This is a genomic window from Cellulosimicrobium sp. NPDC055967, assembly GCF_042269845.1.
Lineage (GTDB): Bacteria > Actinomycetota > Actinomycetes > Actinomycetales > Cellulomonadaceae > Cellulosimicrobium.
Genome location: NZ_JBHJYJ010000005.1, coordinates 142,791 through 168,366 on the forward strand (window position 1 = coordinate 142,791; position 25,576 = coordinate 168,366).

General features: G+C 74.8%; 21 protein-coding genes and 1 pseudogene. 5 read left to right on the plus strand and 17 right to left on the minus strand.

Going from position 1 to position 25,576, the window contains the following annotated elements:
• Positions 1–78 precede the first annotated feature (78 nt).
• On the plus strand, positions 79–804 hold the full coding sequence (locus ACFC2L_RS09005; protein ID WP_375823945.1) for a GNAT family N-acetyltransferase: 726 nt from the start codon (positions 79–81) through the stop codon (positions 802–804).
• Between the two features lie 4 nt (positions 805–808).
• Here the strand turns inward: ACFC2L_RS09005 and soxR are convergent, their stop codons facing one another.
• Positions 809–1,279 (minus strand): redox-sensitive transcriptional activator SoxR, encoded by a 471-nt coding sequence (gene soxR, locus ACFC2L_RS09010; RefSeq protein WP_253052128.1) that lies wholly within the window; start codon positions 1,277–1,279, stop codon positions 809–811.
• Between the two features lie 149 nt (positions 1,280–1,428).
• On the opposite strand from soxR, the gene ACFC2L_RS09015 reads away from it, so the two are divergent.
• Together ACFC2L_RS09015 and ACFC2L_RS09020 are read left to right on the plus strand one after the other, a co-directional pair.
• Entirely contained in the window at positions 1,429–2,469 is a 1,041-nt protein-coding gene (locus ACFC2L_RS09015; protein WP_375823946.1) for an alcohol dehydrogenase catalytic domain-containing protein, read from the plus strand.
• On the plus strand, positions 2,466–3,971 hold the full coding sequence (locus tag ACFC2L_RS09020; RefSeq protein ID WP_375823947.1) for an MFS transporter: 1,506 nt from the start codon (positions 2,466–2,468) through the stop codon (positions 3,969–3,971). The genes ACFC2L_RS09015 and ACFC2L_RS09020 overlap by 4 nt, the downstream gene beginning before the upstream one ends.
• A gap of 137 nt (positions 3,972–4,108) precedes the next feature.
• On the opposite strand, the gene ACFC2L_RS09025 is transcribed toward ACFC2L_RS09020, so the two are convergent.
• From ACFC2L_RS09025 to ACFC2L_RS09100, 16 genes and pseudogenes are all read right to left on the minus strand, one after another.
• Positions 4,109–4,975: a sirohydrochlorin chelatase gene (locus tag ACFC2L_RS09025; protein WP_375823948.1), complete on the minus strand. Its 867-nt coding sequence runs from the start codon at positions 4,973–4,975 to the stop codon at positions 4,109–4,111.
• A complete protein-coding gene (locus ACFC2L_RS09030) occupies positions 4,972–6,063 on the minus strand; it encodes a uroporphyrinogen-III synthase (protein ID WP_375824130.1) in 1,092 nt (363 codons plus the stop codon). Before ACFC2L_RS09030 ends, ACFC2L_RS09025 begins: the two co-directional genes overlap by 4 nt.
• Before the next feature lie 125 nt (positions 6,064–6,188).
• A complete protein-coding gene (gene cobA, locus ACFC2L_RS09035; protein WP_375823949.1) occupies positions 6,189–7,571 on the minus strand; it encodes a uroporphyrinogen-III C-methyltransferase in 1,383 nt (460 codons plus the stop codon).
• Positions 7,568–8,023 carry a nitrite reductase small subunit NirD gene (nirD, locus tag ACFC2L_RS09040; RefSeq protein WP_375823950.1) on the minus strand — a complete coding sequence of 152 codons (456 nt, stop codon included), beginning with the start codon at positions 8,021–8,023 and terminating at the stop codon, positions 7,568–7,570. The genes cobA and nirD overlap by 4 nt, the downstream gene beginning before the upstream one ends.
• Positions 8,020–10,752, minus strand: a complete 2,733-nt coding sequence (nirB, locus tag ACFC2L_RS09045) for a nitrite reductase large subunit NirB (protein WP_375823951.1) — start codon at positions 10,750–10,752, stop codon at positions 8,020–8,022. Before nirB ends, nirD begins: the two co-directional genes overlap by 4 nt.
• 247 nt (positions 10,753–10,999) lie before the next feature.
• Positions 11,000–12,835, minus strand: a complete 1,836-nt coding sequence (locus tag ACFC2L_RS09050) for an FAD-dependent oxidoreductase (RefSeq protein WP_375823952.1) — start codon at positions 12,833–12,835, stop codon at positions 11,000–11,002.
• Positions 12,832–15,045 (minus strand): molybdopterin oxidoreductase family protein, encoded by a 2,214-nt coding sequence (locus ACFC2L_RS09055; protein WP_375824131.1) that lies wholly within the window; start codon positions 15,043–15,045, stop codon positions 12,832–12,834. The genes ACFC2L_RS09050 and ACFC2L_RS09055 overlap by 4 nt, the downstream gene beginning before the upstream one ends.
• A gap of 130 nt (positions 15,046–15,175) precedes the next feature.
• A complete protein-coding gene (locus tag ACFC2L_RS09060; RefSeq protein WP_375823953.1) occupies positions 15,176–16,684 on the minus strand; it encodes an MFS transporter in 1,509 nt (502 codons plus the stop codon).
• 190 nt (positions 16,685–16,874) lie between these two features.
• Positions 16,875–17,492, minus strand: coding sequence for a DUF6766 family protein (locus ACFC2L_RS09065; RefSeq protein WP_375824132.1), 618 nt, complete (start codon positions 17,490–17,492; stop codon positions 16,875–16,877).
• Positions 17,493–17,965: 473 nt separating this feature from the next.
• Positions 17,966–19,432, minus strand: coding sequence for a dihydrolipoamide acetyltransferase family protein (locus ACFC2L_RS09070; RefSeq protein ID WP_375823954.1), 1,467 nt, complete (start codon positions 19,430–19,432; stop codon positions 17,966–17,968).
• A 56-nt stretch (positions 19,433–19,488) separates the two neighbouring features.
• Entirely contained in the window at positions 19,489–20,481 is a 993-nt protein-coding gene (locus ACFC2L_RS09075; protein ID WP_375823955.1) for an alpha-ketoacid dehydrogenase subunit beta, read from the minus strand.
• Positions 20,478–21,683 (minus strand): pyruvate dehydrogenase (acetyl-transferring) E1 component subunit alpha, encoded by a 1,206-nt coding sequence (pdhA, locus tag ACFC2L_RS09080; RefSeq protein WP_375823956.1) that lies wholly within the window; start codon positions 21,681–21,683, stop codon positions 20,478–20,480. Before pdhA ends, ACFC2L_RS09075 begins: the two co-directional genes overlap by 4 nt.
• Positions 21,684–21,904: 221 nt before the next feature.
• Positions 21,905–22,791, minus strand: a pseudogene (locus ACFC2L_RS09085) (IS5 family transposase).
• A gap of 211 nt (positions 22,792–23,002) precedes the next feature.
• Positions 23,003–23,437 carry a hypothetical protein gene (locus ACFC2L_RS09090; protein WP_375823957.1) on the minus strand — a complete coding sequence of 145 codons (435 nt, stop codon included), beginning with the start codon at positions 23,435–23,437 and terminating at the stop codon, positions 23,003–23,005.
• 146 nt (positions 23,438–23,583) lie between these two features.
• Positions 23,584–24,493, minus strand: a protein-coding gene (locus ACFC2L_RS09095; protein ID WP_375823959.1) for an IS5 family transposase whose coding sequence is annotated in 2 segments (ribosomal slippage) — positions 23,584–24,129 and positions 24,131–24,493 — 909 coding nt in all. Because the reading frame shifts where the segments join, the coding sequence is not laid out codon by codon here.
• A 47-nt stretch (positions 24,494–24,540) separates the two neighbouring features.
• Positions 24,541–24,807: a hypothetical protein gene (locus ACFC2L_RS09100; RefSeq protein WP_375823960.1), complete on the minus strand. Its 267-nt coding sequence runs from the start codon at positions 24,805–24,807 to the stop codon at positions 24,541–24,543.
• Between the two features lie 92 nt (positions 24,808–24,899).
• Here ACFC2L_RS09100 and ACFC2L_RS09105 point away from each other — a divergent pair, with 92 nt between their 5' ends.
• Together ACFC2L_RS09105 and ACFC2L_RS09110 are read left to right on the plus strand one after the other, a co-directional pair.
• Positions 24,900–25,178, plus strand: coding sequence for a type II toxin-antitoxin system Phd/YefM family antitoxin (locus ACFC2L_RS09105; RefSeq protein ID WP_375823961.1), 279 nt, complete (start codon positions 24,900–24,902; stop codon positions 25,176–25,178).
• The gene (locus ACFC2L_RS09110; protein ID WP_375823962.1) at positions 25,175–25,576 is read left to right on the plus strand and encodes a PIN domain-containing protein; all 402 of its coding nucleotides are present in this window, start codon (positions 25,175–25,177) and stop codon (positions 25,574–25,576) included. Before ACFC2L_RS09105 ends, ACFC2L_RS09110 begins: the two co-directional genes overlap by 4 nt.

Genomic DNA, 25,576 nt, shown 5'->3' on the forward strand with positions numbered 1-25,576 from the left:
TTCGCCCTGGAGGACACGCACGGCCGGACGACCGTGGCGACGGCACGGCACCCGGGCGACCGGGCGAGGAGGAGCAGCATGACCAGCACCACGAGCACCCAGCCCGACGCCACCGACCTGGACGACGCCGTCCTGGACAACCCGTCGTGGAGCGCCCTCACCGGCGCTCACGCGCACCTCGCCGAGGGCGACGACCTCGCGCGGCGCTACCCGGCCGACGTCTCGCCCATCACGGGCGTGCGCTCGTGGGGCGCGCCCGGGGTGTGGGACGCGATCGCCACGCTCGTCGGGCCGGGCGGCCGCTTCTCCGCGCCGCCCGTCGGCGTCGAGCCGCCGGCGGGCTGGACGCTCGAGGCGCGGGTCGAGGGGGTCCAGCTCGTCGAGACCGAGCGCCTGGTCACCCGCCCCGACCCGGAGGCGGTCGTGCTCGGCGCGGCCGACGTGCCGGACATGCTCGCGCTCGTCGAGCGCAGCCGGCCGGGGCCGTTCGAGGCGCGCACCTACCTGCTCGGGCGCTACGTCGGGTTCCGGGACGACGCCGGCCGGCTCGTCGCGATGGCGGGCGAGCGCCTGCACCCCGCAGGCTGGACGGAGATCAGCGCCGTGACGACCGACGCCGCGCACCGGGGACGCGGCCTCGCGTCACGCCTCGTCCGCGACGTCGCGTTCCACGTGCAGGAGCGGGGCGACCGCGCGTTCCTGCACGCCGCGGCCGAGAACACCGGCGCGATCGCCGTGTACGAGCGGCTCGGGTTCGCGCTGCGCCGCCGCACGAGCTTCGGGTCCCTGCTCGCGCCGGCCTGACGCCTCAGTCCTCGATCCCGTCCACGAGCAGGGTCCGCGGGCCGGGGCCCTCGTCGGCGAGCGCGTCGTGCGGGTTGACGAGGACGCACTTGCGCAGCGACAGGCACCCGCAGCCGATGCAGTCCGTGAGGTGGTCGCGCAGCCGCGTGAGCTGCTCGATGCGTGCGTCGAGGTCGGCGTGCCATCCCGCCGAGAGGCGGTGCCAGTCCTTGGCCGTCGGCGTGCGGTCGCCGGGCAGCGTCGCGAGCGCGGCGCGGATGCGCGCGAGCGGGATGCCGACACGCTGGGACGCGCGCACGAACGCGACCCGGCGCAGCGTCTCGCGCGCGAAGCGCCGCTGGTTGCCGGGGGTCCGGCGGCTCGTGATGAGCCCCTCGCGCTCGTAGAAGTGCAGCGCGGACACGGCGACGCCGCTGCGCGCGGCGAGCTGGCCGACGGTGAGCTCGTCGCTCGGGGACGGGACGTCGTCGGGCACGCGGGCTCCTCGCCGGACGGCCGCCGCGCGGCTCGCGGCGGACTGCTTGACCTCAACATTTGTTGAGGTTCGAGACTAGCAGGGCGCGCCCGGACCGGGTCGCGTGCCGCCGCTCCGGCGCGGCCCGTCGCCACTGAGGGAGCACACCCGTGGACGCCATCCGCCTGCACGCGTTCGGACCGCCCGAGAACCTCGTCCTCGACCAGGTCCCCGACCCCGTCCCCGGACCCGGCGAGGTCCTCGTCGCCGTCCGGGCGCACGGCGTCCACCTGCTCGACACCACCCTGCGTCGGGGCGAGGCGGCGGGCGGCCCGCTCCCGCTGCCCGCCCTGCCCACGATCCCGGGACGCGAGGTCGCCGGGGTCGTGGAGGCGGTCGGGCCGGGGGTCGACGCCGCCTGGCGCGGGCGGCGGGTCGCCGCCCACCTCGGCGCCACGCCCGACGGCGGCGGGTACGCGCGGCTCGCCGCCGTCCCCGTCGAGCTGCTGCACCGCATCCCCGACCACGTCACGGCGCCCGACGCGATCGCGATGATCGGGACCGGCCGCACCGCCGTCGGCATCCTCGACCTCGCCGAGCTCGGCGCGACCGACACCGTGCTCGTCACGGCCGCGGCCGGCGGGCTCGGCACGCTCCTCGTGCAGAGCGCGCTCGCGATCGGCGCACGGGTCGTCGCGCTCGCCGGCGGCCCGGAGAAGGTCGCGCTCGTCCGCGGGCTCGGTCGGGAGCCGCACGCCGAGCGGCTCGTCGTGATCGACTACCGGGCCGAGGGCTGGCTCGACGAGGCGCGGGCCGCCGTCGGGCAGCACTCCCCCGACGGGGCGACCGTCCTGCTCGACGGCGTGGGCGGGGACGCAGGCACGGAGGCCGCGACGCTCCTCGCCCCCGACGCGCGTCTCGTGCTCTTCGGGTGGTCCTCGGGCGCACCGAACCGCGCCGGTGACGTCGACCACGGCGCCGGGAACGTCCCGAATCCCGGTGCGGGAGCGGTCGCGCGGGACGTACGGTGGGCCGTGGGACCCCAGGCCCGACCCTGGGGAGACCTGTTCGACCTGCAGGAGCGCGCGCTCGCGCTCGCGGCGGACGGGACGTGGCACGTCGTCACGCACCAGGTACCCCTCGCGGAGGCAGCGCGCGCCCACCGCGAGCTCGAAGCGCGCGCCACCACCGGAAAGGTCGTTCTCGTATGACGGCGGAGCCCCGCACCGACGCCGACGCGCCGACGTACGGCACCCCCGACGCCCCCGCCGTGCCCGCGGCCGGCGCGGCGCTCGCCCCCGGGACCCAGCGCACCGTCCTGTTCGGCATGGTCGCGTTCGTGTTCCTCGGCGCGTTCGAGGCGCTCGCCGTCGCGACCGCCACGCCGACCGTCGCCGTCGAGCTCGACGGCCTCACGCTCTACACGCTCGCGTTCGCCGCGTCGCTCGCGTCGAGCGTCGTCGGGATGGTCGCGTCGGGCCGCTGGAGCGACCGCGCCGGCCCGACGACGCCCCTGTGGACGGGCATCGGGCTCTTCCTCGCCGGCCTGCTGGTGGCGGGCCTCGCGCAGGACATGCTCGTCCTCGTCGCGGGCCGCGTGCTCCAGGGCGTCGGGACGGGCCTGTACATCGTCGCGCTCTACGTGCTCGTCGCGCGCGTGTTCCCCACCGACCGGCGGCCGAAGGTCTTCGCCGCGTTCGCCGCGGCCTGGGTGATCCCGTCCATCGTCGGCCCCGCCATCGCCGGGCTCGTCGTGGAGCACGTCGGCTGGCGCTGGGTCTTCCTCGCGGTCCCGGTGCTCGCCGTCCCGGCGCTGGTCCTCATGCGCCCGGGGATGCGCGCCGCCCGCGGCTCGGCCCCCGACGACGCCGCGTCCCCGGCGTCCAACGACGTCTCCGCCCCGTCGGAGGACGTCCCTCCGTACGGGACCGACGACGCCGAGTCGCCGCTCGACCGGACCGCGCGCCAGGCCTCGCTCGCCTGGGCGGTCGTGGCCGCCGTCGGGATCGGGGCGCTCAACTACGCGGGCCAGCTCCGCGGCCTCGGGCTCGCCGTCCTGCTCGTCGCCGCGCTGGCCGCCGTCGCGCTCGCCGTCCCCCGCCTCCTGCCGCCGGGCACGACCCGTGCCGCGCGCGGCCTGCCGAGCGTCATCGCGATCCGCGGGCTCGTCGCCGCCGCGTTCACCGGCGCCGAGGTGCTGCTCCCGCTCCTGCTCTCCCACGAGCGCGGGCTCGCCCCGTCGCTCGCCGGCGCGGTGCTCACGTTCGGCGCCGTCGGCTGGTCGACGGGCTCCTGGCTGCGCGGTCGCGCGACGTGGGGACTCCAGCACGCCGGCTACGTGCGCCTCGGAGGGACGCTCGTCGCGCTCGGCATCGGCGGCGCGGCGCTGCTCGCGTGGACCGCCGTGCCGCCCGTCGTCGGCATGGTCGCGTGGACCCTCGCCGGCCTCGGCATGGGCATGACCCACCCGACGCTGTCGGTGCTGACGCTCGAGCTCTCGCCCGTGGCGGAGCAGGGCGCCAACTCCTCCTCGCTCCAGGTCTCCGACGCCGTCGCCGCCGCCACCGCGCTCGCCGTCACCGGCTCGCTCCTGTGGGCCCTGCACCCGACGCTCGGCCTCGCGTCGTACGTCGTCTGCTTCGGCGTCACCGTGCTGCTCGCGGCGGGCGTCGCCCTCCTCGCCCCCCGCACCCGCCCGACCCTCGCGAGGTAGGACCCCGGTCGGCTCGAGGGAGAGCAGTGGTCCGGCGAGGTAGAGCCCTGGTCCGTTCAAGTAGAGACCTGGTTCCGCGAGGTAGAGCCCTGGTTCTCCCTCGACCGACCAAGGCTCTACCTCGCCGGACCGGGGGTCTAGGTGGGCGGGGCGAGGGACGCCGCGGCGGTGGCGTAGCGGTCGAGGACGATCTCGGTGAGCCGGGGGTCGGGGGCCAGCGGGGCGGTGACGACGTCGCCGCCCGCCTCGAGGACGCGGTCGTAGAAGAAGCCCGGCGCGAGCAGGTAGGCCGCGACGACGACGCGCGCGCCCGGGGCGAGGTCGGCGCGGGCGGCGGCGACGGCGTCGGGCACGGACGGCGTGGCCATGGCGCCGTAGCCCACCGTGACGGGGTGGGGGACACGCTCGCGGAGCCGCGCGGCGAGCTCCTCGACGTCGCGCGCGGCGCCGGGCCGGCTGGACCCCGCGGCGGCGATCACGACGGCGTCGCCCGGGCGCAGCCCGGCCTCGGCCAGCCGCTCGGCGAGGAGGTCGGCGAGGCGCGGGTCGGGGCCGAGCGGGGTGCCCGCCGCGGCCCGACCGCTCCCGGGGCCGCGGTCCTCGACCGCCGCCGCGACGTCGACGCTCGCGTGGAACCCGCCGGAGAGCAGCAGCGGCACGACGACCGCGTCGCCCGGCCGCGCGTCGTCCGCCACGGAGCCGGACGGGTCGTCCGTCGCCGCGGACGGGGCGACGACCGACGTCACGACGTCCGCGACCTCGGGCTGCTGCACGTCGACGAACGCCTCGCGGACGTCGAGGTCGGGGCGCGCGGCGCGCACGTCGTCGAGGAGCGCACGGATCACGTCGCGGCCGGTGAGGTCGCTCGTGCCGTGCGAGCAGCCGACCAGCACGGGCGCGGCGCAGGGCAGCCCGGCGTCGGCGGCCTCCGGCCCGGGGCCGGACGACGCCCCCGAGGGGTCGGACGACGCCCCCGAGGGGAACGCCAGGATCTCCGCGCTCATGCGAGCTCCAATCGGTATCCGCGCTTGACGACGGTCTTGACGAGGTCGCGCCGGCCGGTCGCCTCGCGCAGGCGGGCGACGGCGACCTCGGCGGCGTGGGGGTCGCGCGAGTCGCCGGGCAGGACGTCGAGCACGTCGTCGCGCGTGACGACCTCGCCGCGGCGCGCGGCGAGGAGGCGCAGCACCTCGAGGCTGCTGGGCGAGAGGGGCAGCACCTCGCCGTCGAGCACGGCGACGCGCGAGCGGATCTGCAGCACCCCGGCGACGGTCGCGAGCGCGACGGTCTCGGCCTGCTCGTAGTGCGCGACGAGCGTGCGCACGAGCGCACCCAACCGCCCGCGCTCGGGCTGGAGCGGCGTGACCCCGCGGTGCTCGAGCGGCTTCGCGGTGATCGGTCCGACGGCCGCCGCGACCATGGACCCGTCCTGGAACCGCGACACGACGAGGCGGCCCACGCCGTGCTCCTCGGCAGCGGCGAGCCACGCCTCGGCGCCGGGCGCGGAGGTGAACACGACGGCGTCGATCTCCCCGACGGCGGCGGCCTCGACGGACGCGCGCAGCGCCTCGGGGTCCGGCGGCGGCCCCCAGCGGTAGACGACGAGGCTCGCGACCTCGGCGCCGGCCTCGGCGAACACGACGTCGAGGCCGTCGGCACCGGCGCCGTGGTGCTGGACGGCGATGCGCAGCCCGGCGACGCCCTCGCCGAGCAGCACGTCGGCGATCTCAGCCGAGGTCTCGGACTCGGCGACCCAGTCGGCGGTGAGCCCGGCGGCCTGGATCGCGCCGCGCGCCTTGGGCCCGCGCGCGACGATCCGCGCATCGGCGAGCACCTCGAGCAGGCGGTCGGCGAGGCCGTGCGCGTCGGCGGCCTCGACCCAGGACCGGAAGCCGATCCCGGTCGTCACGACGACGACGTCCGGCGGGTGCTCGACGAGGTCGCGCGTCCCGGCGAGGAGCTGCTCGTCGTCGGCGTGCGGGATCATGCTCAGCGCGGGTGCGTGGCGGACCTCGGCACCCCGGCGCTGGAGGGCGGCGGCGAGCTCGCTCTTGCGGCGGTCGGCCGTCACGAGCACGGTGCAGCCGGCCATGACCTGGCCGAGGGCGGGGCGATCGACGCCGGGGTCGGACGCGAGATCGACCCGAGCGTCCGAGATCGACCCTCCGTGGGTCGACGTCGCGACGGGCGGGTCGATCTCGGTGCGGTCGGTGCCGGTCACGCGACCGTCGCCGGGTCGAGCCGTCCCTCGGCGGCGACGTCCCCCATGACGATGATCGCCGGGGGGCGGACACCTGCCTGGGCGGCGTGCGCGACGATCCCGCCGAGCGGGGCCCGCGTGACGCGCTGGCGCGGCGTCGAGCCGCTCTCCACGATCGCGACGGGCAGCGCGGGGTCGGCCCCGGCGCCGAGGGCCTGGGCCGTGATGCGCGCGAGCTGCGAGACACCCATGAGGACCACCAGCGTAGCCGTGCGGTCGCGCACCCCGGCGAGCGCGGCGGCATCGAGCCCGTCGTGCCCGCTGATCACGTGGAACGCCGCGACCGTCCCCCGGTGCGTGAGCGGGATGCCCGCGAGCGCCGGGACGCTCAGCGCGCTGGACACGCCCGGCACGACGTCGACCGGAACGCCCGCCGCGCGGCACGCGATCACCTCCTCGCCGCCGCGCCCGTAGACGAACGGGTCGCCGCCCTTGAGCCGCACGACGCGCCGGCCGCGCTGCGCCTGCTCCACGAGGATCGCGTTGATCTCGTGCTGCGGCACGGGGTGGTTCCCGGGCGTCTTGCCGACGTCGATCACCTCGACGCCGGGCGCGAGCTCGTCGAGCACGTCGACCGGTCCGAGCCGGTCCGCGACGACGACGTCCGCCTCCGCGAGCGCCCGTCGCCCCCGGACGGTGAGCAGGTCGACGGCGCCCGGTCCCCCACCGACGAGCGTCACGCTCCCGAGCCCGCCGGTGACGGGCCGGTGGCGACGCTGGTCGGCGCCACCGGAGCGCAGGTGCTCGGCGATCGCGTCGCGGACGGCGCGGGCCCGCCGCGGGTCCGCACCGCCGTCGCGCCGCCGCTCCGCCAGGTTGTCAGCGGCTCGTCGCGCCCGAGCGCGACGGTCCGCTGACAGGTGAGTCGGGGGGACGTCCGTGACGACCCCGACGAGCACGTCACCGCTGCGGGTCGTCGCGGGCGTGCGCGCGGTGCCCTCGTGCGCGGCCCCGGCGTTGACGCACCACGTGCGGCGAGCCGCGGCCCACGCGGTGACGTCGCGGTTGGTCCCCGTGTCGTCGGTGGCGGCGAGCACGAGCCACGCGTCCTCGACGTCGGACTCGCGGACCTCGCGCGGCACCCAGGTGACGCGGCCGCCCGGGCCGACGCCGCCGTCGGGCAGCCGCTGGGCCGACGCCGGGGCCGGGCCCGGCCCGAGGAGCGGGGCGTGCAGCGAGGCCGCGACGAGGTCGCGCAGGTCCTCGCACACCTGGGGCGCGACGACGCGGACGTGGGCGCCGTCGTCGGCCATCGCCCGCGCGCGGCGCGCCGCGACGGGACCGCCGCCGGCGACGAGGACCGTGCGCCCGGCGAGGTCGAGGCCCAGGAGCGTGGTCACGGCGCACCGTCCTGGGCCCCGGATCCGGCACCGGCCTCGGCCACGACGCGCGGCCGCGCGCCCACGTGCACGACGCCGTCGCGCACCTCGACGGGCCACGTCGCCAGGTCCGGGGCGAGGCCCTGGACGGGCACGTACCCGGCGGCCTCGAGGCAGCGGCCCGTCGCGAGGTCGAAGACCTGCTTGTACATGGGCCCGGCGACGGTGGGCACGCCGCCGCGCGTGCCGACGATGCCGCGTGACATGACGTTCGCGCCCGAGTACGGGTCGCGCTGCTGCACGACGCGCACCGTGTCGTCCGGGAGGCGGAAGAGCGCGACCTGCACCCCGCCGACGAGCGCGGCGGCGCCGCGCTCGACGAGGAGGTCGCGCAGGAGGCACACGCGCTCCCACCCCACGGCGTCCGGCGTCTCCCCCGAGTGCGCAACCTGCTCTGCTGACACGACGCTCATCGACGGACCTCCAGGGTCGCGCCGGCGATCACCACGGGGCCGGCGGGGACGGTGGCGAGGCCCGCGGCGCGGGCCTCCTCCAGGGTGGCGCGCTCGTCCGTCGTCGCGGGCCGGATCTGGCCGCGCTCGGTGACGTACGCGAGGTCGGGGTCGGGCTCGGCGGGCGCGTTGACGAAGGAGCCGAAGCGGCGCAGCTTCTCCGGGTCCTCCAGGACCGCGCGCCACTCGTCCTCGTAGTCGCCGACGTGGCGGGCCATCGCGGCGTCGAGGTCGGCGCCGAGGCCGAGCGAGTCCTCGAGGATCACCTCGCGGATCGCGTCGAGCCCACCCTCGTAGTCCTCGACCCACGCGGCCGTGCGCTGCAGGCGGTCGGCCGTGCGGATGTAGTACATGAGGAAGCGGTCGATGGTGCGGACGAGCGCCTCGTCGTCCAGGTCCTCGGCGAGGAGCTGTGCGTGCCGCGGCGTGAACCCGCCGTTGCCGCCGACGTACACGTTCCAGCCCTTGTCCGTCGCGATGACGCCGACGTCCTTGCCGCGCGCCTCCGCGCACTCGCGCGCGCACCCGGAGACCCCGAGCTTGATCTTGTGCGGCGAGCGCAGGCCGCGGTACCGGAGCTCGAGCTCGACGGCCATGCCCACCGAGTCCTGCACCCCGAACCGGCACCACGTGGACCCGACGCACGACTTCACGGTGCGCAGCGACTTGCCGTACGCGTGCCCGGACTCGAACCCGTGCTCGACGAGCCGGCGCCAGATGTGCGGGAGCTGCTCGATGCGCGCGCCGAACATGTCGATGCGCTGGCCGCCCGTGATCTTCGTGTACAGCCCGAAGTCCTTGGCGACCTGCCCGATGACGAGCAGCCCGTCGGGCGTGATCTCCCCGCCGGGGATGCGCGGGACGACGGAGTACGTACCGTCCTTCTGCATGTTCGCCATGACGTGATCGTTGGTGTCCTGCAGCGTCGCCTGCTCGCCGTCGAGGATGTGGCCGTTGCCGAGCGACGCGAGGATCGACGCGATCGTGGGCTTGCAGATGTCGCAGCCGCGGCCGGCGTCGCGGACGAGCACGGCCCCCTGGGTATCGGTCACGGGATCCGGCGCGCGCCCGAACCGCCCGATGATCTCGCTGAACGTGTGCAGGTCGGCGACACGGACGGCGTCGAAGAGCTGCGCGCGCGACAAGTCGAAGTGCTCGCACAGCGCGTTCGAGACCTCGACGCCCGTCCGAGCGAGCTCGGTCGTCGTGATCTTCTTGACGAGCGGCAGGCACGACCCGCAGCTCGTCCCCGCCCGCGTGCACGCCTTGACGCCCGCGAGGTCGGTGCACCCGTGCTCGGTCACCGCCCCGCGGATCGTGCCGGCGCTGACGTTGTTGCACGAGCAGACCGTGGCGTCGTCGGGGAGCTCGAGGCTCGGCGCCCCGCCCCCGGACCCCTCGGGCAGCAGGAACAGCCCCGGGTCGCCCGGGAGCTCCGTGCCGAGCATCGGTCGCAGCGACGCGTACGGCGCCGCATCCCCGACGAACACGCCGCCCAGGAGCGTGCGCGCGTCGTCGGACAGCACGAGCTTCTTGTAGACGCCCGCGACCGGGTCGGCCCACACGAGCTCCATCGCGCCCTCGGTACGGCCGAACGCGTCGCCGAAGCTCGCGACGTCGACCCCCTGGAGCTTGAGCTTGGTCGCCGTGTCCGCGCCGGGGAACGTCGCCTCGCCGCCGAGCAGGCGGTCCGCGACGACCTCCGCCATCGCGTAGCCCGGCGCGACGAGGCCGATGCACCGACCCTCGATGCACGCGACCTCGCCGACCGCCCACACGTGCTCGTCCTCCGTGCGGCACGCCAGGTCGACGACGGCGCCGCCGCGCTCCCCGATCGCGAGCCCCGCCGCGCGCGCGAGCTCGTCGCGCGGCCGCACGCCCGTCGCGACGACGACGACGTCCACGTCGAGCCGGCCGCCGTCGGCGAAGTCGAGCCGGCCCACGTGGCCGGTCTTGCGCGAGACCTTCATCTCCTGGGTCCCGGTGCTGCAGCGGACCGCGATGCCCATGCCGTTGATGAGGCGCTTGAGCGCCTCGCCGCCGCCCAGGTCGATCTGCGCGTCCATCAGATGCGTGCCGAACTGGATGACCGTGGCCTGCGCGCCGAGCGCCTTGAGCGCCCCGGCGGCCTCCAGGCCCAGGAGCCCGCCGCCGATCACGGCGCCGCGGACGGGGCGCTCCCAGCCGCCCTCCGTCGTGGCGTTCCGGCGCTTCTCCTCGACCCACCCGCGCAGGGCCGCGACGTCGTCGATCGTGCGGTAGACGAACACGCCCGGGAGGTCGTTGCCCGGGATGGGCGGCATCGCGGCGCTCGACCCCGTCGCGAGGACCAGCTCGTCGTACTCGTGCACCCGCCCCAGGCGGTCGGTGACGGTCTGCGCGTCGCGATCGATCGACGTCACCGCGCAGTCGCGGTGCAGCGTGACGAGCGGGTCGTCCCACAGGGCCGGGTCGCCGAGCGTGAGCTCCTCGGCGTCGCGAGCCGAGAAGTAGCTCGTCAGGGCGACGCGGTCGTACGGCTTGCGCGGCTCCTCGGCGAAGAGCGAGACGCGCCACGCGCCGTCGGTGTCGCGCGCACGCAGCGCCTCGACGAGCCGCTGCGCGACCATGCCGCCGCCGACGACGACGAGGTGCCGTGGGGCAGCGGGAGCGCTGTGCGCGGGGGCGGGATCGGTCTGAGGTCCGGTCACGGCGGGCTCCTGGGGGCGTCGGGGCAGGTCGGTCACCTTCCGCAGGGGTACGAGGAGAGCCCCCGGGAAGGTGCTGACGACGCTACGGACGGGCGGTTTCGCGACCGTGCCCCGTCCGTTGCCCGTCCGTAACGGTGTTCTCACCGGGAGCCGTACCGCCGTGTGAGGTCGGCGGCGCGGTGCGAGATCGGCAGGTCGTGCCGAGATCGGCGGTCGTGACTGCCGATCTCGGCACGGCCCGCCGATCTCACGTGCCGAGGCCGGCGCGCGCCGGAGTCGCCTCGTCCTGCGGCTGGTCAGGGTCCGCCTTCGCGAGCCAGTCGACCAGACCGCACACGACGTCCTTGCAGCCCCCGCAGCCCGTCGTCGCGCGCGTGGCCCGCGCGACGTCGTCGACGCTGCGGGCGCCGTCGTGCCAGCATCCGACGACGTCGCCCTTGGTCACGCCGTTGCACGTACAGACGGTCGTGCGGTCGGTCATGTGGGTCGGGGACGACGCCGGCGCGGGGGCCTGCGCGACCGGGCGCAGCAGCAGGTGGGCCGGGTCCGCGGGGACCGGGACCCGGCGCGTGTACGTCGCGGTGAGGTCGGCACCCACCTCGGGCGCGCCGACGCACGTCGCGCCGACGAGCAGCCCGTCCGCGACGACGACCTCGACGTGCCGTCCCGACACGGGGTCGCTGAGCGTCACGGAGCGGTGCGCGGGATCGGGCGCGCGGCGCTCGCCGCACACGCCCATCGTCACGATCTCCAGCCCCGCCGCCTTCACGCGCACGACGTCGGTCCCGGCCCGTGGGCGCTCGTCCGCACCGGGGTTCCCGGGCGCAGCAGGGCGCGGACGACCCGCGGACCCGGGTCCCGCACGGCGGGCGGCGACCCCGGGACGGCCCTGCGCCGACGGCGCGGGCGCCTCCCCGACCGGGCGCGCGACGACGTTCATGGCGAGCCGCAGCGCCATGCTCGGTCGGTCGGCGTCGACCCCCAGGCGGAGCCGTGGGCGCCCCGACGCCGCCCCCTGCGCGGCGCCCGGGCTCCCCGCGTCGTCCCGGTCGGTCGTGCTCGCGCACCGCTCCGCGAGGTGCTCCGCGAGGCGGCGCGACTGGTCCCACCCCTGCGCGATCAGCCCGGTCCCGCCCTCGGGCGGCTGCGCGCAGTCGCCGATCGCGAACACGCGCGGGTCGTCGGGGCTCGCCAGGTCCGGCCCGACGACGACGCCCCGGTCGACCGCGAGGCCCGCCGCGCGCGCGAGCCCGGCCTCGGGCACGGTGCCGCACGCGAGCACGAGCAGGTCGGCCTCGAGGTCGACGAGCCGCGTCGCGTGGTCGCCCGCTCCCTCGGCGCCATCATCCGGGCGGGCCGACGGCCCGGCGGGAGCCCCGCCGTCGGGCACCCGGAGCGTCACGCCGCGCACGGAGCCCGACTCCACGACGACGCGCTCGGTGCGGGCACGGGTCCAGGTCCGCACGCCGAGCCCCGCGAGGCTGCGCGCGACGACGTCGCCCGCGGCGCGGTCGAGCTGGCGGTCCATGACGCTCCCGCCCCCGTGCACGAGGCTCACGGCGACGCCGCGGCGCGCGAGCCCGCACGCGACCTCGAGCCCGAGCACGCCCGCCCCGACGACCACGGCGTGCCGGGCGTTGACCGACGCCGCGACGATCTCGCGCGCGTCGTCGAGCGTGCGCAGCGCGTGCGCGCCGCGGCGCAGGCCGCCCGGCAGGTCCGTCAGACCCGGCAGGCCGGGGATCCGGGCGGCTGCGCCCGTGGCGAGCACGACGACGTCGTACGGGTACGCCCCCTCCCCCGTGACGACGCGGCGCGCGGCGCGGTCGATCGCGATGGCCTCGGTGCCGCGCCGGACGGTCACGCGGGCGTCGTCCGCGCCGGGCAGCCCGATCGCCGCGACGTCGACCTTGCCCGCGACGACCTCGCTGAGCAGCACGCGGTTGTACGGCTCGTACTCCTCGGCCCCCAGCACGGTGACCTCGACGGCCGTCGGCCCCGCGGAGGTCCCGCACCGCGCCACGAGGTCGCTCGCGAACCGTGACCCGACCATGCCGTTGCCGACCACGACGACGCGCGTCATGCGCCCACCTCCTGGGTGCCGGGTGCACGCCGCACGTCCACGGCGCACACCTTGAACTCGGGCATGCCCGAGATCGGGTCGGTCGCGTCCGTCGTGACGCGGTTGACGCTGCCCTCCCCGCTCCAGTGGAAGGGCATGAAGACGGTGTCCGGTCGGATCCGGTCGCTCCACCGGGCGACGGCCTCGATCTCGCCGCGACGCGTCGTGAGGCGGGCGCGGTCGCCGTCGCCGACCCCGAGCCGCAGGCCGAGGACCGGGTGCAGCTCGACGAACGGCTCCGGCACGAGGCGGTCGAGCTCCGCCACGCGGCGCGTCTGCGCGCCCGACTGGTAGTGCTGGAGCACGCGCCCGGTGACGAGGTACAGCGGGGCGTCGGGGCGCACGTCGTCGGTCGGCCCGACGTGGTCGACGGCGACCATCCGCGCGCGGCCGTCCGGCGTGGCAAAACGGTCGAGGAACGTCCGCGGCGTGCCGGGGTGCGCCGCGCTCGGGACGGGCCAGTACAGCCCCGGGCCGCCGTCGCGCTCGTCCGCGTCGAGGCGCGCGTGGCTCAGGCCCGAGTAGTCGGCCACGCCGCCCGCGGACGCGCGCGCGAGCTCGTCGAAGACGACGGCGGGATCCGTCGGGATGGAGACCGACGAGCCCAGGCGACGCGCGAGCTCCGCGAGGATCCACAGCTCCGAGCGCGCCTCGCCGGGCGCGTCGACCGCGCGACGGCGCCGGATGACGCGCCCCTCGAGCGACGTCATGGTGCCCTCCTCCTCCGCCCACTGCGTCACGGGCAGCACGACGTCCGCGAGGAGCGCCGTCTCCGACGGCACCAGGTCGCACACCACGAGCAGGTCGAGGGCGCGCAGGTTCGCGGTCACCCGGTCCGCGTCCGGTGCGCTGACCACGACGTTCGACCCGTGCACGAGCAGCGCCCGCGGACCTGCTCCGGTCCCGTCCGGTCCGGCCGGCCGGCCCAGCGAGCGCAGCAGCTCGACGGCGGGCATCCCCGGGCCGGGGATCGTCGCCGGGTCCACGCCCCAGACGCCCGCGACGTGCGCGCGGGCCGACGGGTCGTCGATCGTGCGGTAGCCCGGGAGCTGGTCCGCCTTCTGCCCGTGCTCACGCCCGCCCTGGCCGTTCCCCTGGCCGGTGATCGCGCCGTAGCCAGAGCCGATGCGGCCCGGCAGCCCGAGCGCGAGCGCGAGGTTGATCGCCGCCGTCACCGTCGCGGTGCCCTGCGAGGACTGCTCGACGCCGCGGCCCGTGAGCACGTACGCACCCGAACCACCGCGGGCGGGCGACGCCGCGGCGAGCAGCCGGGCCACGTACCGCAGCCGGTCGGCCGGGACGCCGCACACGGTCTCGGCCCGCTCGGGCCACCACGCCATGACGGAGCGCCGGACGTCGTCGAACCCCGTCGTCCGCCCGTCCAGGTACTGGGCGTCCGCGAGCCCCTCCGTGACCACGACGTGCAGCAGCGCGAGCAGCACCACCAGGTCCGTGCCGGGCACGGGCTGGAGGTGCACGCCCTGGTCGCCCACCGGCCCCGCGCCCGGAGGCGGGACCAGGCGCCCGGGAGAGCGCCCGCCGTCGGGCACGCCCACCTGCCCGACGACGTCCCCGGGCTCCCCCGTGAGCGCTGCCGTCGCGCTGCGGCGCGGGTCCACGACGACGAGCCCGCCCCGCGAGCGCACACCCGCGAGGTGCTGGACCGAGGGTGGCATCGTCTCGGCGAGGTTCGAGCCGAGCAGGAGCACGGCGTCCGCTCCGCCGAGGTCGGCGAGGGGGAACGGGAGCCCGCGGTCGGCGCCGAACGCGCGGTTCGCTCCCGCCGCGGCCGAGGCCATGCAGAAACGCCCGTTGTAGTCGATGTTCGCGGTGCGCAGCACCGTGCGGGCGAACTTGCCGAGCGCGTACGCCTTCTCGTTCGTCAGGCCGCCGCCGCCGAAGACCGCGACCGCGTCCCGGCCGTGCTCCGCCTGCACGCGCGCGATCCCGGCCGCCACGACGTCCAGCGCCTCGTCCCACGACGCCGGGTGCAGCTCGCCGTCGCTCCCGCGCAGCAGCGGGGTCGTGATCCGGTCCGTCGCGCGGAGGACCGTCGCGCTCGTCCAGCCCTTCTGGCACAGACCGCCGCGGTTGGTCGGGAAGTCGCGCGGGGCGACCGTCACCGGGAGCGGTGTCGACGGACCCGGTTCGTCCGACGGGGACAACCGCATGCCGCACTGGAGCGCGCAGTACGGGCAGTGCGTGTCGGCGGCTCGCGCGGCTGCGGCCGGCACCGCACCGGGGGCCTCGGAGACCCCCGGCGCGGCGGACGTGGGAGCGGACGGCACTCGTGGCCTCCGCTCAGATCCCGGCCGACGCGAGCGCCGACCCCTTGCGCAGGTACACGGCCCAGGCGACGACCGCCATGACCGCGTACATCCCGATGAACGCCCACAGCGCCGGGACGAGCGAGCCGGCGAGGCTCGTCGAGGCGGCGAACCCGCGCGGGATGAGGAACCCGCCGAACGCCCCGATCGCCCCCGCGATGCCGATGCACCCGGCCGCGGCCTTGCGGGCGCGGGCCCGGGCCTCGTCGAGCGCCGCCGCATCGACCGCCGTCGGCCCGTCGAGCGCGCCGCCCGGGACGGCGCTCGCCTGGAAGACGGCCGGGATCATGCGGTAGGTCGAGCCGTTGCCGATGCCCGTCGCGACGAACAGGACGAGGAACGACGCGAAGAACAGGCCGAAGCTGTGCGACTGGAGCGCCTGGATCGCGCCGAACGCCCCGAGCGCCATCACGCCGTACGACGCGATGGTGACGCGCGTGCCGCCCACCCGGTCCGCGATGACGCCGCCGAGCGGCCGCGTGACCGAGCCGACGAGCGCGCCGAGGAACGCGATCGAGAGCGTCACCTCGGGGAACTGGCCCTTGAGCAGCAGGGGGAACGCCCCGGCGTACCCGATGAACGACCCGAACGTCCCGATGTAGAGGAACGAGATGATCCACGTGTGCTTGTTCCGCGTCGCGGCGGCGAACGACCTCGGGTCGGCCTTCGCCGTGGACAGGTTGTCCATGAACCGCCACGCGAGGAACGCCGCGAGCAGGACGAACGGGATCATCATGAGCCCCGCACGCTCCAGCGCGACGCCCGCGCCACCGACGACGACGAGCGGCACCGCGAGCTGCACGACCGCCGTCCCCAGGTTGCCGCCCGCGGCGTTGAGGCCCAGGGCCTTGCCCTTCTCCCGTTCCGGGTAGAAGAACGAGATGTTCGCCATCGACGACGCGAAGTTCCCGCCGCCGAAGCCCGCGAGCGCCGCGACCGCGAGCATGACGCCGAACGGCGTCCCCGGGTCCTGCACCGCGACCGCGAGCGCGCCCGTCGGGAGCAGGAGCAGGAGCGCGGAGACCACGGTCCAGTTGCGGCCGCCGAACAGCGGCACCGCGAACGTGTACGGGATGCGCAGCGTCGCACCGACGAGGCTCGGCACGGCGATGAGCCAGAACTGCTGGTCGACCGTGAACGTGAACCCGGCGGCGGGGAGCTGCGGCACGACGATCGACCACAGCGCCCACACCGCGAAGCCGAGGAACTCCGCGAAGACCGAGATCCACAGGTTGCGCGTCGCGACCTTCCGGCCGCCGTCGCGCCAGAACGTCGGGTCCTCCGGGTCCCAGCGGTCGATCCACCGCCCCGAGCGGTGGGTGGGGACGGTCGCCGTGCGGCCGGCGGCCGGGGCGGTCGTCGGCCCGACGGCGGTCGTGGCCCCGGGCGCGGGGGCCGCGGCGGTCGTGGTGGCCGGCGTGCCGGAGGGGTGGTCTGCGGACTGCTCACCCTCGTGGGTGGTGGGGCTCGTGGGCGCGGACATGGCGGCTCCTTCAGCAGGTCCCGGTCAGTACCGAGGACGCTAGGAACGCCGTGTTTCCCCCGCGCGCGGCCGTCGTTAAGCCCGTGTGAGGTCTTCCGCACACCCGGTGCGGCACCGTTGTGAGCGCCCCGCGACCCGGGGCGAGGGACGGTCACGCGGCACGAGGACGTGCGGCGGGAGCCGTCCGGGGTCAGCCCTCGACGCCCGTCGCCTCGTGCGACGAGCCGACGGGCTTCGACTCGGGCGACCCGCGCTCGCGCAGGTAGATCGCGAGCACGACCATGCTCAGGACCGCCAGCATCTCGGACTGCCAGTTCTGGAACGTCCGGCTCCAGAAGTCGGGCATCGAGAGGTACTCGGTCCACGGCACCGGGTCCTCGAGGTCGCGGAGCCGCTCCTCGCTGAACGCGACGGCGCCCGCCGCCGACTGCGCCGCCCACGAGCCGAGGAAGATCGTGCCCATGACGAGCGAGAGCGAGCGCGAGTAGACCGCGAGCCGCCAGCCTCCGGCCCGCGACCAGGCAGGGGAGTCGGGGGTCGCGTGCTCGCCCACCTTCTGGTCCTCGTCGGACTCGCGGCCCGCCTCGTCGAGCTTCTTCGACTCGGGCGAGGCACGCTGCACGAACCACACGGTCGCGGTGATGAAGAGCAGGAACTGCAGGTACTCGGACTGCCAGTTCTCGGTGACGTCGACCCAGAACGCCGACGACGCCACGTACTGGCCGAACGTCACCGGGTCGAGGCCCGCCGCGGTGACGACCCAGCCGTCGCCCGACACGGCGAGGAAGAGCGTGTCGGTCGCCGTCACGACCTGCGCCTGCCGGCCGGCCACGTGGACGTCCTCGACGACGAGGTCGTCCCCGGCCGCGGCGAGCGCGGCGAGCGGCCCGTCCGGTGCGATGACGACGTCCGCGCACGGCTCGCCCTCGTCCGCGGCGAGCGCGTCCACGGCGTCGGGCAGGATCAGCGCGCACGCGGCGGCGCCGTCACCCCCGGCGACCGCGGCGGCGAGCTCCTTCGACGACGGCCCGGGCGTCCGCGCTCCCCGGCCCGGCGCACGCGGCGAGGCCGAGCGCCGCGAGACCGACGTGCGCGCCCGCGGGGATCGCTGCCCGAGCCCGGCGCCGGTCCCCCGGCCCGGCTCCCGCCGTCGGCCGGACCGCCCTGCCCCGAGCGCTGCGCACCCGACCTCCCTCGAACGACACCGGTGAGGTTCACCGGGCCCTCCGAGGCCCTTGCTCGCCGTTCCCCGGGTGCCCGCAAGCGGAGCACCGCGCGGGCTCAGCCCCAGACGAGGCCGCGCGCCGGGTCCTCGAGCACCTTCGCGACGTCGGCCAGCACGCGCGCGCCGAGCTCGCCGTCGACGAGGCGGTGGTCGAAGCTCAGGGCGAGCTGCGTGACCCAGCGCTTCTTGATCTTGCCCTTGTGGACCCACGGCTGCTCGCGGATCGCGCCGAACGCGAGGATCGCGGCCTCGCCCGGGTTGAGGATCGGCGTCCCCGTGTCGATGCCGAACACGCCGACGTTCGTGATCGTGATGGTGCCGTCGGACATGTCGGTGGGCGACGTGCGGCCCGCCCGCGCGGTCGACGTGAGGTCCGCGATCTCGCCCGCGAGGCCGTGCAGGTCGAGGCGGTGCGCGTCCTTGATGTTCGGCACCACGAGCCCGCGCGGCGTCGCGGCCGCGATCCCCAGGTTCACGTAGTGCTTGTAGACGATCTCCTGCGCGGCGTCGTCCCAGCTCGCGTTGATCTCCGGGTGGCGGCGCACGGCGAGGAGCAGCGCCTTGGCGGTGACGAGCAGCGGCGTGACGCGCACGTCGGCGAACTCCCGGTCCTCGCGCAGCGTGTGCACGAGCCGCATGGTCTTGGTGACGTCGACCGTGTGGAAGACGGTGACGTGGGGGGCGGTGAACGCGCTCGTCACCATCGCCTCGGCGGTGCGCTTGCGCACCGACTTCACGGGCACGCGCGTCTGGCGGCCGTCCGGGGTGACGGCGCCGGACGCGAGCCACGGCTGGTCGTCGTCGGCGTACGTCGCGAGCGGCTGCGCCTTCGCCTGCTCGTGGTACGCCTGCACGTCCTCGCGCGTGACGATCCCGCCCGGCCCGGTGCCCGCGACGCTCGCGAGGTCGACGCCGAGGTCCTTGGCGAGCTTGCGCACCGGCGGCTTCGCCAGCACCGGCAGGTGCACGTGAGCGACGGCGGCGGACGCGGGGGTCGGCTTGCTCGCCGCGGGCACGGGGGCGGCTGCCGGGGCAGGCGCCGGGACGGCTGCCGCCGGCGCGGCGGCCGGGGCCGTGTCCGGAGCGCGGCGGCGGCGACGGGCCGTGCCCGGCTCCACCGTGCCGTACCCCACGAGCACCGAGCCGGAGCCACCGGCCGCGGCGGACGGCGTCGCGCCCTCCGACCCGGCGCCCGCGGGCGAGGCGGGCGACGGGACCGCGTCCGCGCCGTCGGGCACGACGCCGGCGGGCGCGCTCGGCGCCGGCGCGGCACCGGACGGGTCCGTGTCCACGACGATGATCGGCACGCCGACCTCGACCGTCGTCCCCTCGGGCGCGAGGATCTCCGTGACGACGCCCGTGTACGGCGACGGGAGCTCCACGAGGGACTTGGCCGTCTCGATCTCGACGATCGTCTGGTTGACCGTCACGGCGTCGCCGACGGCGACGTGCCACTGCACGATCTCGGCCTCGGTGAGGCCCTCGCCCGCGTCGGGGAGGTTGAACTTCTCGAAGGTGGGCACTGCGTGGTCCTCCTGGTGGTCCCGGTCGGCGCTGTCGAGGTCGCGGCGGACGCGCGTCAGAACGCGAACGCGCGGTCGACGGCGTCGAGCACGCGGTCGAGGCTCGGCAGGTAGTCGTGCTCGATCTTGGCGACGGGGTACGGGGTGTGGAAGCCGCCGACGCGCAGCACGGGCGCCTCGAGCGAGTAGAAGCACTCCTCCGTCACGCGGGCCGCGACCTCGGCGCCCGAGCCCAGGTAGGTCGGGGCCTCGTGCACGACGACGCAGCGCCCGGTCCGGCGCACGGACTCCACGACGGTCGCGGTGTCGAGGGGGGAGATGCTGCGCAGGTCCACGACCTCGACGCTGCGCCCCTCCTGCTCGGCCGCCGCGGCGGCGCGGAGCGCGGTCGCGACGGTCGGGCCGTACGCGACGAGCGTGAGGTCGGTGCCGGGACGGACGACGCGCGCGCGGTCGAGCACGGTCGCGCCCTCGCCGCGGCCCGCGACGTCGACCGGCCCCTTCTCCCAGTAGCGGCCCTTGGGCTCGAAGAAGAGCACCGGGTCCGGCGAGGCGACGGCCTCCTGGATCATCGTGTACGCGTCCTGCGGCGTGGACGGCGACACGACGCGCAGACCGGCCGTGTGCGCGAACAGCGCCTCGGGGCTCTCGCTGTGGTGCTCGACCGCACCGATCCCGCCGCCGTACGGCACGCGGATCACGACGGGCACCTGGAGCTTCCCGCCCGAGCGGTAGCCCATCTTCGCGAGCTGCGTCGTGATCTGGTCGTACGCGGGGAAGATGAACCCGTCGAACTGGATCTCGCACACCGGCCGGTAGCCGCGCAGCGCGAGGCCGATCGCGGTGCCGAGGATGCCCGACTCCGCGAGCGGCGTGTCGACCACCCGGTCCTCGCCGAAGTCCTTCTGGAGCCCGTCCGTCACGCGGAACACGCCGCCGAGCGCACCGATGTCCTCGCCCATGAGCAGGACCTTGGGGTCGGTCTCGAGCGACCGGCGCAGGCCCTCGTTGATCGCGCGGGCGAGGGTCAGGGTCTTGTTCTCGCTCATCGGGCCACCTCCGCGGCCGGCTCCTCGAAGGACTGCTGGTAGTCGGCGAACCACGCCTGCTCGCGCTCGACCACGGCGTTCGGGGTCGCGTAGACGTGGTCGAACATGGTCGACGGGTCGGGCGCGGCCAGCGCGCGCACCTCGTCGCGCAGCCGCTCGCCCAGCGCATCGGCCTCGGCCGCGAGGTCGGCGGCGAACGCGTCGTCCCACGCGTCCTCGGCGCGGAGCAGGTTCTCGAGCCGGTCGATCGGGTCGCGACGGCGCCAGTACTCCTCCTGGGCCCGCGAGCGGTACTTGGTCGGGTCGTCCGACGTCGTGTGCGCGCCCATGCGGTACGTGAACGCCTCGACGAACGTCGGGCCGCCGCCGGCGCGCGCCCGTTCGAGCGCCTCGGCGGTCACCGCGTAGCACGCGAGGACGTCGTTGCCGTCGACGCGCACGCTGGGGACGCCGAACCCGCCGCCGCGGCGGTAGAGCGGCACGCGGGACTGCTTGGTCGTCGGCTCGGAGATCGCCCACTGGTTGTTCTGGCAGAAGAAGACGACGGGCGCGTTGTTCACCGCGGCGAACACGAGCGCCTCGTTGACGTCGCCCTGCGACGTCGCGCCGTCGCCGAAGTACGTGACGACGGCCGCGTCGCGCTCCGGGTCGCCCGACCCGACGAGGCCGTCGCGCTGGACGCCCATCGCGTACCCGGTCGCGTGCAGGGTGTGCGACCCGATGACGAGCGTGTACAGGTGCACGTTGTGCTCCGTCGGGTCCCACCCGCCGTGGTCGACGCCGCGGAAGAGGCGCAGGCGCGCCGTCGGGTCGATGCCGCGCACGTGCGAGACGCCGTGCTCGCGGTAGGACGGGAAGACGTAGTCCTGCGGGGCGAGCGCGCGCCCGGAGCCGATCTGCGCCGCCTCCTGGCCCTTCGCCTGCGCGTACAGGCCGAGCTCGCCCTGCCGCTGGAGCGACGTCGCCTCGTCGTCGAAGCGGCGCGTGAGCACCATGTCGCGGTAGAGACCGCGCAGGGCGGCGGCGTCGAGGTGGGCGACGCGCTCGCGGTAGCCGTCCGTCTCGGGGGTCGTGACGCGGGCTCCGGCCGGCGTCACGAGCTGGAGCAGGGGGGCGTCGTCGGGACCGCCGGCGACGTCGGGGAGGTCGGGGGGCGTGCTCGCGCCGTCCCGCGCGGCGGTTCTCGCGTCGTTCTCGGTCACGCGACTCTCCTTCGGTGCGGCTCGGCCGTGCGGCCGGCCCGCTCGGGGGCAGGAGGCGCCCGGTCGGGGCGCCGTCGGAACCTACGTCTCCGTAGCCTACGCAAGCGTAGGCTACGACACCGTAGGTTCGGCTGCCGACGTGTCGCCCAAGATCCGCCGGGACGGGCTGTAGGGATCCTCCAATCCCCACCGGGCGGCCCCCGCGCCGACGGGGGCCCGCCCTAGGGCGTGTCCGGTGAATCGCGGAGCCAGAGGATGATCGCGGCGATGGTGAGTTCGGAGCGGTAGTAGGCGGCGCGTTTGGTGAAGCGGGTGGCCAGCGCGCGGAACTGCTTGAGCCGGTTGAAGCAGCGCTCGACGACGTTGCGGCCCTTGTAGATCTCGGTGTCGAACGCGGGCGGGCGCCCGCCTCGGCTGCCCCGACGTAGCCGGTGGCCGGCGTGGTCGGCCTTCTCTGGACTGGTTAACGCGATGCCCCGGGCGCGCATCGCTCGTCGGGTCGAGGGGCTGGAGTACGCCCTGTCGGCGAGCACCCGGTCCGGACGCTTGCGCGGCCGACCCGGCCCGTCACGCTTCACGGCGACCTGCTCCAGCAACGGCACCAGCTGCGGGTTGTCACCGGCCTGGCCGGGCGTGAGGATCACGCTCATCGGCAGTCCGCGCCCGTCCGTGGCGAGGTGGATCTTGGACGTCAGTCCGCCGCGCGAGCGGCCGAGTGCCTCACCCGCGAGGGCGAGATCGTTGACCCACCCTGTCTGGCAGCCCCCTTTTTGCGGGCTCCCGCCGCATGGTGGTGGGCCCGCACGTGCGTGGAGTCGACCGAGAACACCCACTCGACCTTCCCGACCGCGTCGTCCTTGACCTGCACGTGGTCCAAGATCTTGTCCCAGGTACCGTCCGCGGTCCACAACCGCAACCGCTCGTGCGCCGTCTTCCATGGGCCGTACTTGGCCGGCACGTCGCGCCACGGCGCCCCGGTGCGCAGCCGCCACAAGATCGCGTTGATCACCTGCCGGTGATCACGCCAGCGCCCACCACGCCCGGTCGCGACCGGCAGCAGCGGCTCGATCCGCGCCCACGCCGTGTCAGTCAGCTCACCACGCCCCACACCCACAACCCGGACATTACCGGACACATGCCAAGAACATTCGCAGGACAGGGCCTAGGGCGTGTCTCCCTACTCGAGTTGAGCGGCGCCCCGTTCGATTCCCTCGTGCCGGACCTTGCCGAGTGCGTCGCTAGCGCTGTGATCCGAGGCCTGAATGGGTTGGCGGGGCCAGTAGAGGGCTTGGTGCGACACGGCCCATGGACTCAAGCCTCTACGTCCGGACATCAGTCGGCTCCGGGGCGCCGATGCGCATCGTCACGTGGCTCGCGTACTCGAGTGGCTCTCTGATGACCTGCACTCGTATTTGCCCTCGAGGGACGTCGACGACGCGCTCATTCTCGGCGTCCCCGATCGCGAGGCGCCCTGACGGGCAATTCAGCTGCCCGTCGAACTCCGCCGCGTCATCCAATGGAAAGGGCTCACCGACGACGACCGCCACGGTCACCATCGCCGACGGAAGGGTCACGTCCTCGGGCCAGTCATCCGGGATGTCGATGTCGGCTGCATGTAGCACCGGTACGGCTAGGCAAGACGCTGACGAGGTGATCGCCTCGTCGCCAAGGCCCGTAGGCAGGTCGAAGGACTCCCGTTCGTCGAAAGCCAGGAGGAGGCCCCACCGAAACGGTTGTGTCCACTCGAACTTCATCCCCGAACCGTATCGAAGGTGTCAAAGCCCACTCAGGCAGGCCTGCTGCACTGTCTTTGGTCGGGAGTGATGCTGGCGCGTGCCTCCTCGTGATGGCTGCGCTGGGGCACGACAGCACGCCAAAATAGGTTCGCAGAACCAGTCGCTTAGCTGCGAAGCCAGACAACAATTGCGGCCAGGACGGCTCCGGCGCGGTAGACAACGGCGTGCTTGTCGTATCGGGTTGCCAGGCCCCGCCACTGCTTGAGCAGGTTGAAGGACCGCTCGACCACGTTGCGCCGCTTGTAGGTCTCCCGGTCGAGCTTCGGCGGGCGACCACCCATCGCACCTCGCCGTTTCCGGTTCGCCTGCTGGTCGGACGGTTCGGGGATCACGACTCGGATTCCGCGCCTACGCAGCATCGCCCGGCTCCCGCGTGAGGAGTACGCCTTGTCTGCGAGCACAGCATCGGGGGTTGTCCGCGGTCGACCCGCACCAAGTCGTGGAACCCAGATGTCGGCGAGCACGAGCTCCAACGCTCGTCCATCATGGGACTGCCCCGGAGTCACGACAACCGCCAGCGGGCGGCCTCGCCCGTCGACGGCGTGGTGGATCTTGCTTGTCAGCCCGCCGCGGGACCGACCGATGCCGTGACCAGCAGGTTCACTGTTGACCGCCTCGGTCCCACGGTTCTTGTGATTCGACGTCGCCCCCTGTGTCTTGCTCCGGGCGCCTCGTGTTCGTCGCATGCTGGTGTGCGCGGTTGATCGTGGAGTCCACCGACACGGTCCAGTCGACCTGGCCCGCGGCGTCGGCCTCGGCCATCAGCTGGGACAGGATGCGGTCCCAGGTGCCGTCCTCGGCGAACCTCTTGTGCCGCTTCCACACCGTCTGCCATGGCCCGAACACCTCACGGGGCAGATCGCGCCACGGGATCCCAGTCCGATACCGATAAGCGATGCCCTCAACCACCGTGCGGTGATCCCCGAACGGACGACCGACCTTGCCCGCATTCGACGGCAGCAACGGCTCGATCCGCTCCCACTGCTCATCCGTCAAGGCCTGGAACCGACTCACCGCCGAGATTCTGCCGCGCGCCCGTACTCACCGTTGGGAGACACGCCCTAGCGCGGGTACGCGCCGCCCGCGCGCAGCGCGTCGCGCTCGCGCAGCACGGGCCAGCGCGAGAACGCGAAGACGAGGAACATGACGACGTTGAGGATCGGCACGAGGCCGACGAGGATCCACCAGCCCGAGTAGCCGGCCTTCTGGATGATCCGGATGTAGGCGACGAGGAAGATCACCGCCACGGCGACGTAGACGACCAGCGCGGCGGTGCCGAAGGCCCACCCGTACTCGTCCACGAACTGGTCGTACTCGACGTTGTCCATGCTCGCGAGTGTTCTCGCGCTCGCGACCCGCGGCAACCCGGGCGATCACCGGGGTGTAGACCAACGTCTACATGCGGTCGTAGCCTGGTTGCATGGAGACCGTCGGCACCCGCGAGCTCAAGCAGAACCCCCACGCCGTCATCCGCCGCGTCCTGGACACGGGCCAGGAGATCGAGGTCACGGCGTACGGGAATCCCACCGGTGTCCGACTCGTCCCCGACCGCGGTCGCCGGAGCGCCCGATGGGTCCTCGGGCGCGACCTCGTGGGCATCCCCCCGATGAGTCCGGAGAACGTCGCGGGGTTGGTGAGCCAGATCGAGCACGCACGCGACGACGATCTCGTCCGCGACCCGTGGGAGGACCGGACGTGATCGTCCTGCTCGACACGAACGTCCTCGTCGACCTGGCCCGTCACGCTCTCGATCCGCAGGCCTCGTACGGCGCGAGCATCTTCTCCCGGGCCGAGCTCGAGTTCGGGATCCGCGCCGCGCGCTCCTCCGCGCAGGCAGCCGAGCGCCGTCGGCACCTCAACGACCTGGACGACCGGTTCGACTGGATCGACTTCGACCTCGACTGCACGCGGTCCTACGGCCTGCTCGCAGCACACGCCAAGGGCCGCGTCACAGGCTCTCGGGTGCGTGGCAAGGACGCCCTCATCGCCGCGCAGGCGCACCGGCACGGCGCCGCGGTGATGACCGCGAACCGGGACGACTTCCGCCCGTTCGAGGAGCTCGTCCAGGTCCTCTCGCCTGACCGGGCGAAGAGCTGA

Coding starts and splice junctions, on each gene's coding strand:
- nirD (WP_375823950.1), bottom strand. CDS start 8,023: ATGAGCGTCGTGTCAGCAGAGCAGGTTGCGCACTCGGGGGAGACGCCG.
- ACFC2L_RS09090 (WP_375823957.1), bottom strand. CDS start 23,437: ATGAAGTTCGAGTGGACACAACCGTTTCGGTGGGGCCTCCTCCTGGCT.
- ACFC2L_RS09025 (WP_375823948.1), bottom strand. CDS start 4,975: ATGAGCGCGGAGATCCTGGCGTTCCCCTCGGGGGCGTCGTCCGACCCC.
- ACFC2L_RS09075 (WP_375823955.1), bottom strand. CDS start 20,481: ATGAGCGAGAACAAGACCCTGACCCTCGCCCGCGCGATCAACGAGGGC.
- ACFC2L_RS09020 (WP_375823947.1), top strand. CDS start 2,466: ATGACGGCGGAGCCCCGCACCGACGCCGACGCGCCGACGTACGGCACC.
- ACFC2L_RS09060 (WP_375823953.1), bottom strand. CDS start 16,684: ATGTCCGCGCCCACGAGCCCCACCACCCACGAGGGTGAGCAGTCCGCA.
- ACFC2L_RS09055 (WP_375824131.1), bottom strand. CDS start 15,045: ATGCGGTTGTCCCCGTCGGACGAACCGGGTCCGTCGACACCGCTCCCG.
- ACFC2L_RS09100 (WP_375823960.1), bottom strand. CDS start 24,807: ATGGACAACGTCGAGTACGACCAGTTCGTGGACGAGTACGGGTGGGCC.
- ACFC2L_RS09005 (WP_375823945.1), top strand. CDS start 79: ATGACCAGCACCACGAGCACCCAGCCCGACGCCACCGACCTGGACGAC.
- ACFC2L_RS09050 (WP_375823952.1), bottom strand. CDS start 12,835: ATGACGCGCGTCGTCGTGGTCGGCAACGGCATGGTCGGGTCACGGTTC.
- ACFC2L_RS09030 (WP_375824130.1), bottom strand. CDS start 6,063: ATGGCCGGCTGCACCGTGCTCGTGACGGCCGACCGCCGCAAGAGCGAG.
- ACFC2L_RS09105 (WP_375823961.1), top strand. CDS start 24,900: ATGGAGACCGTCGGCACCCGCGAGCTCAAGCAGAACCCCCACGCCGTC.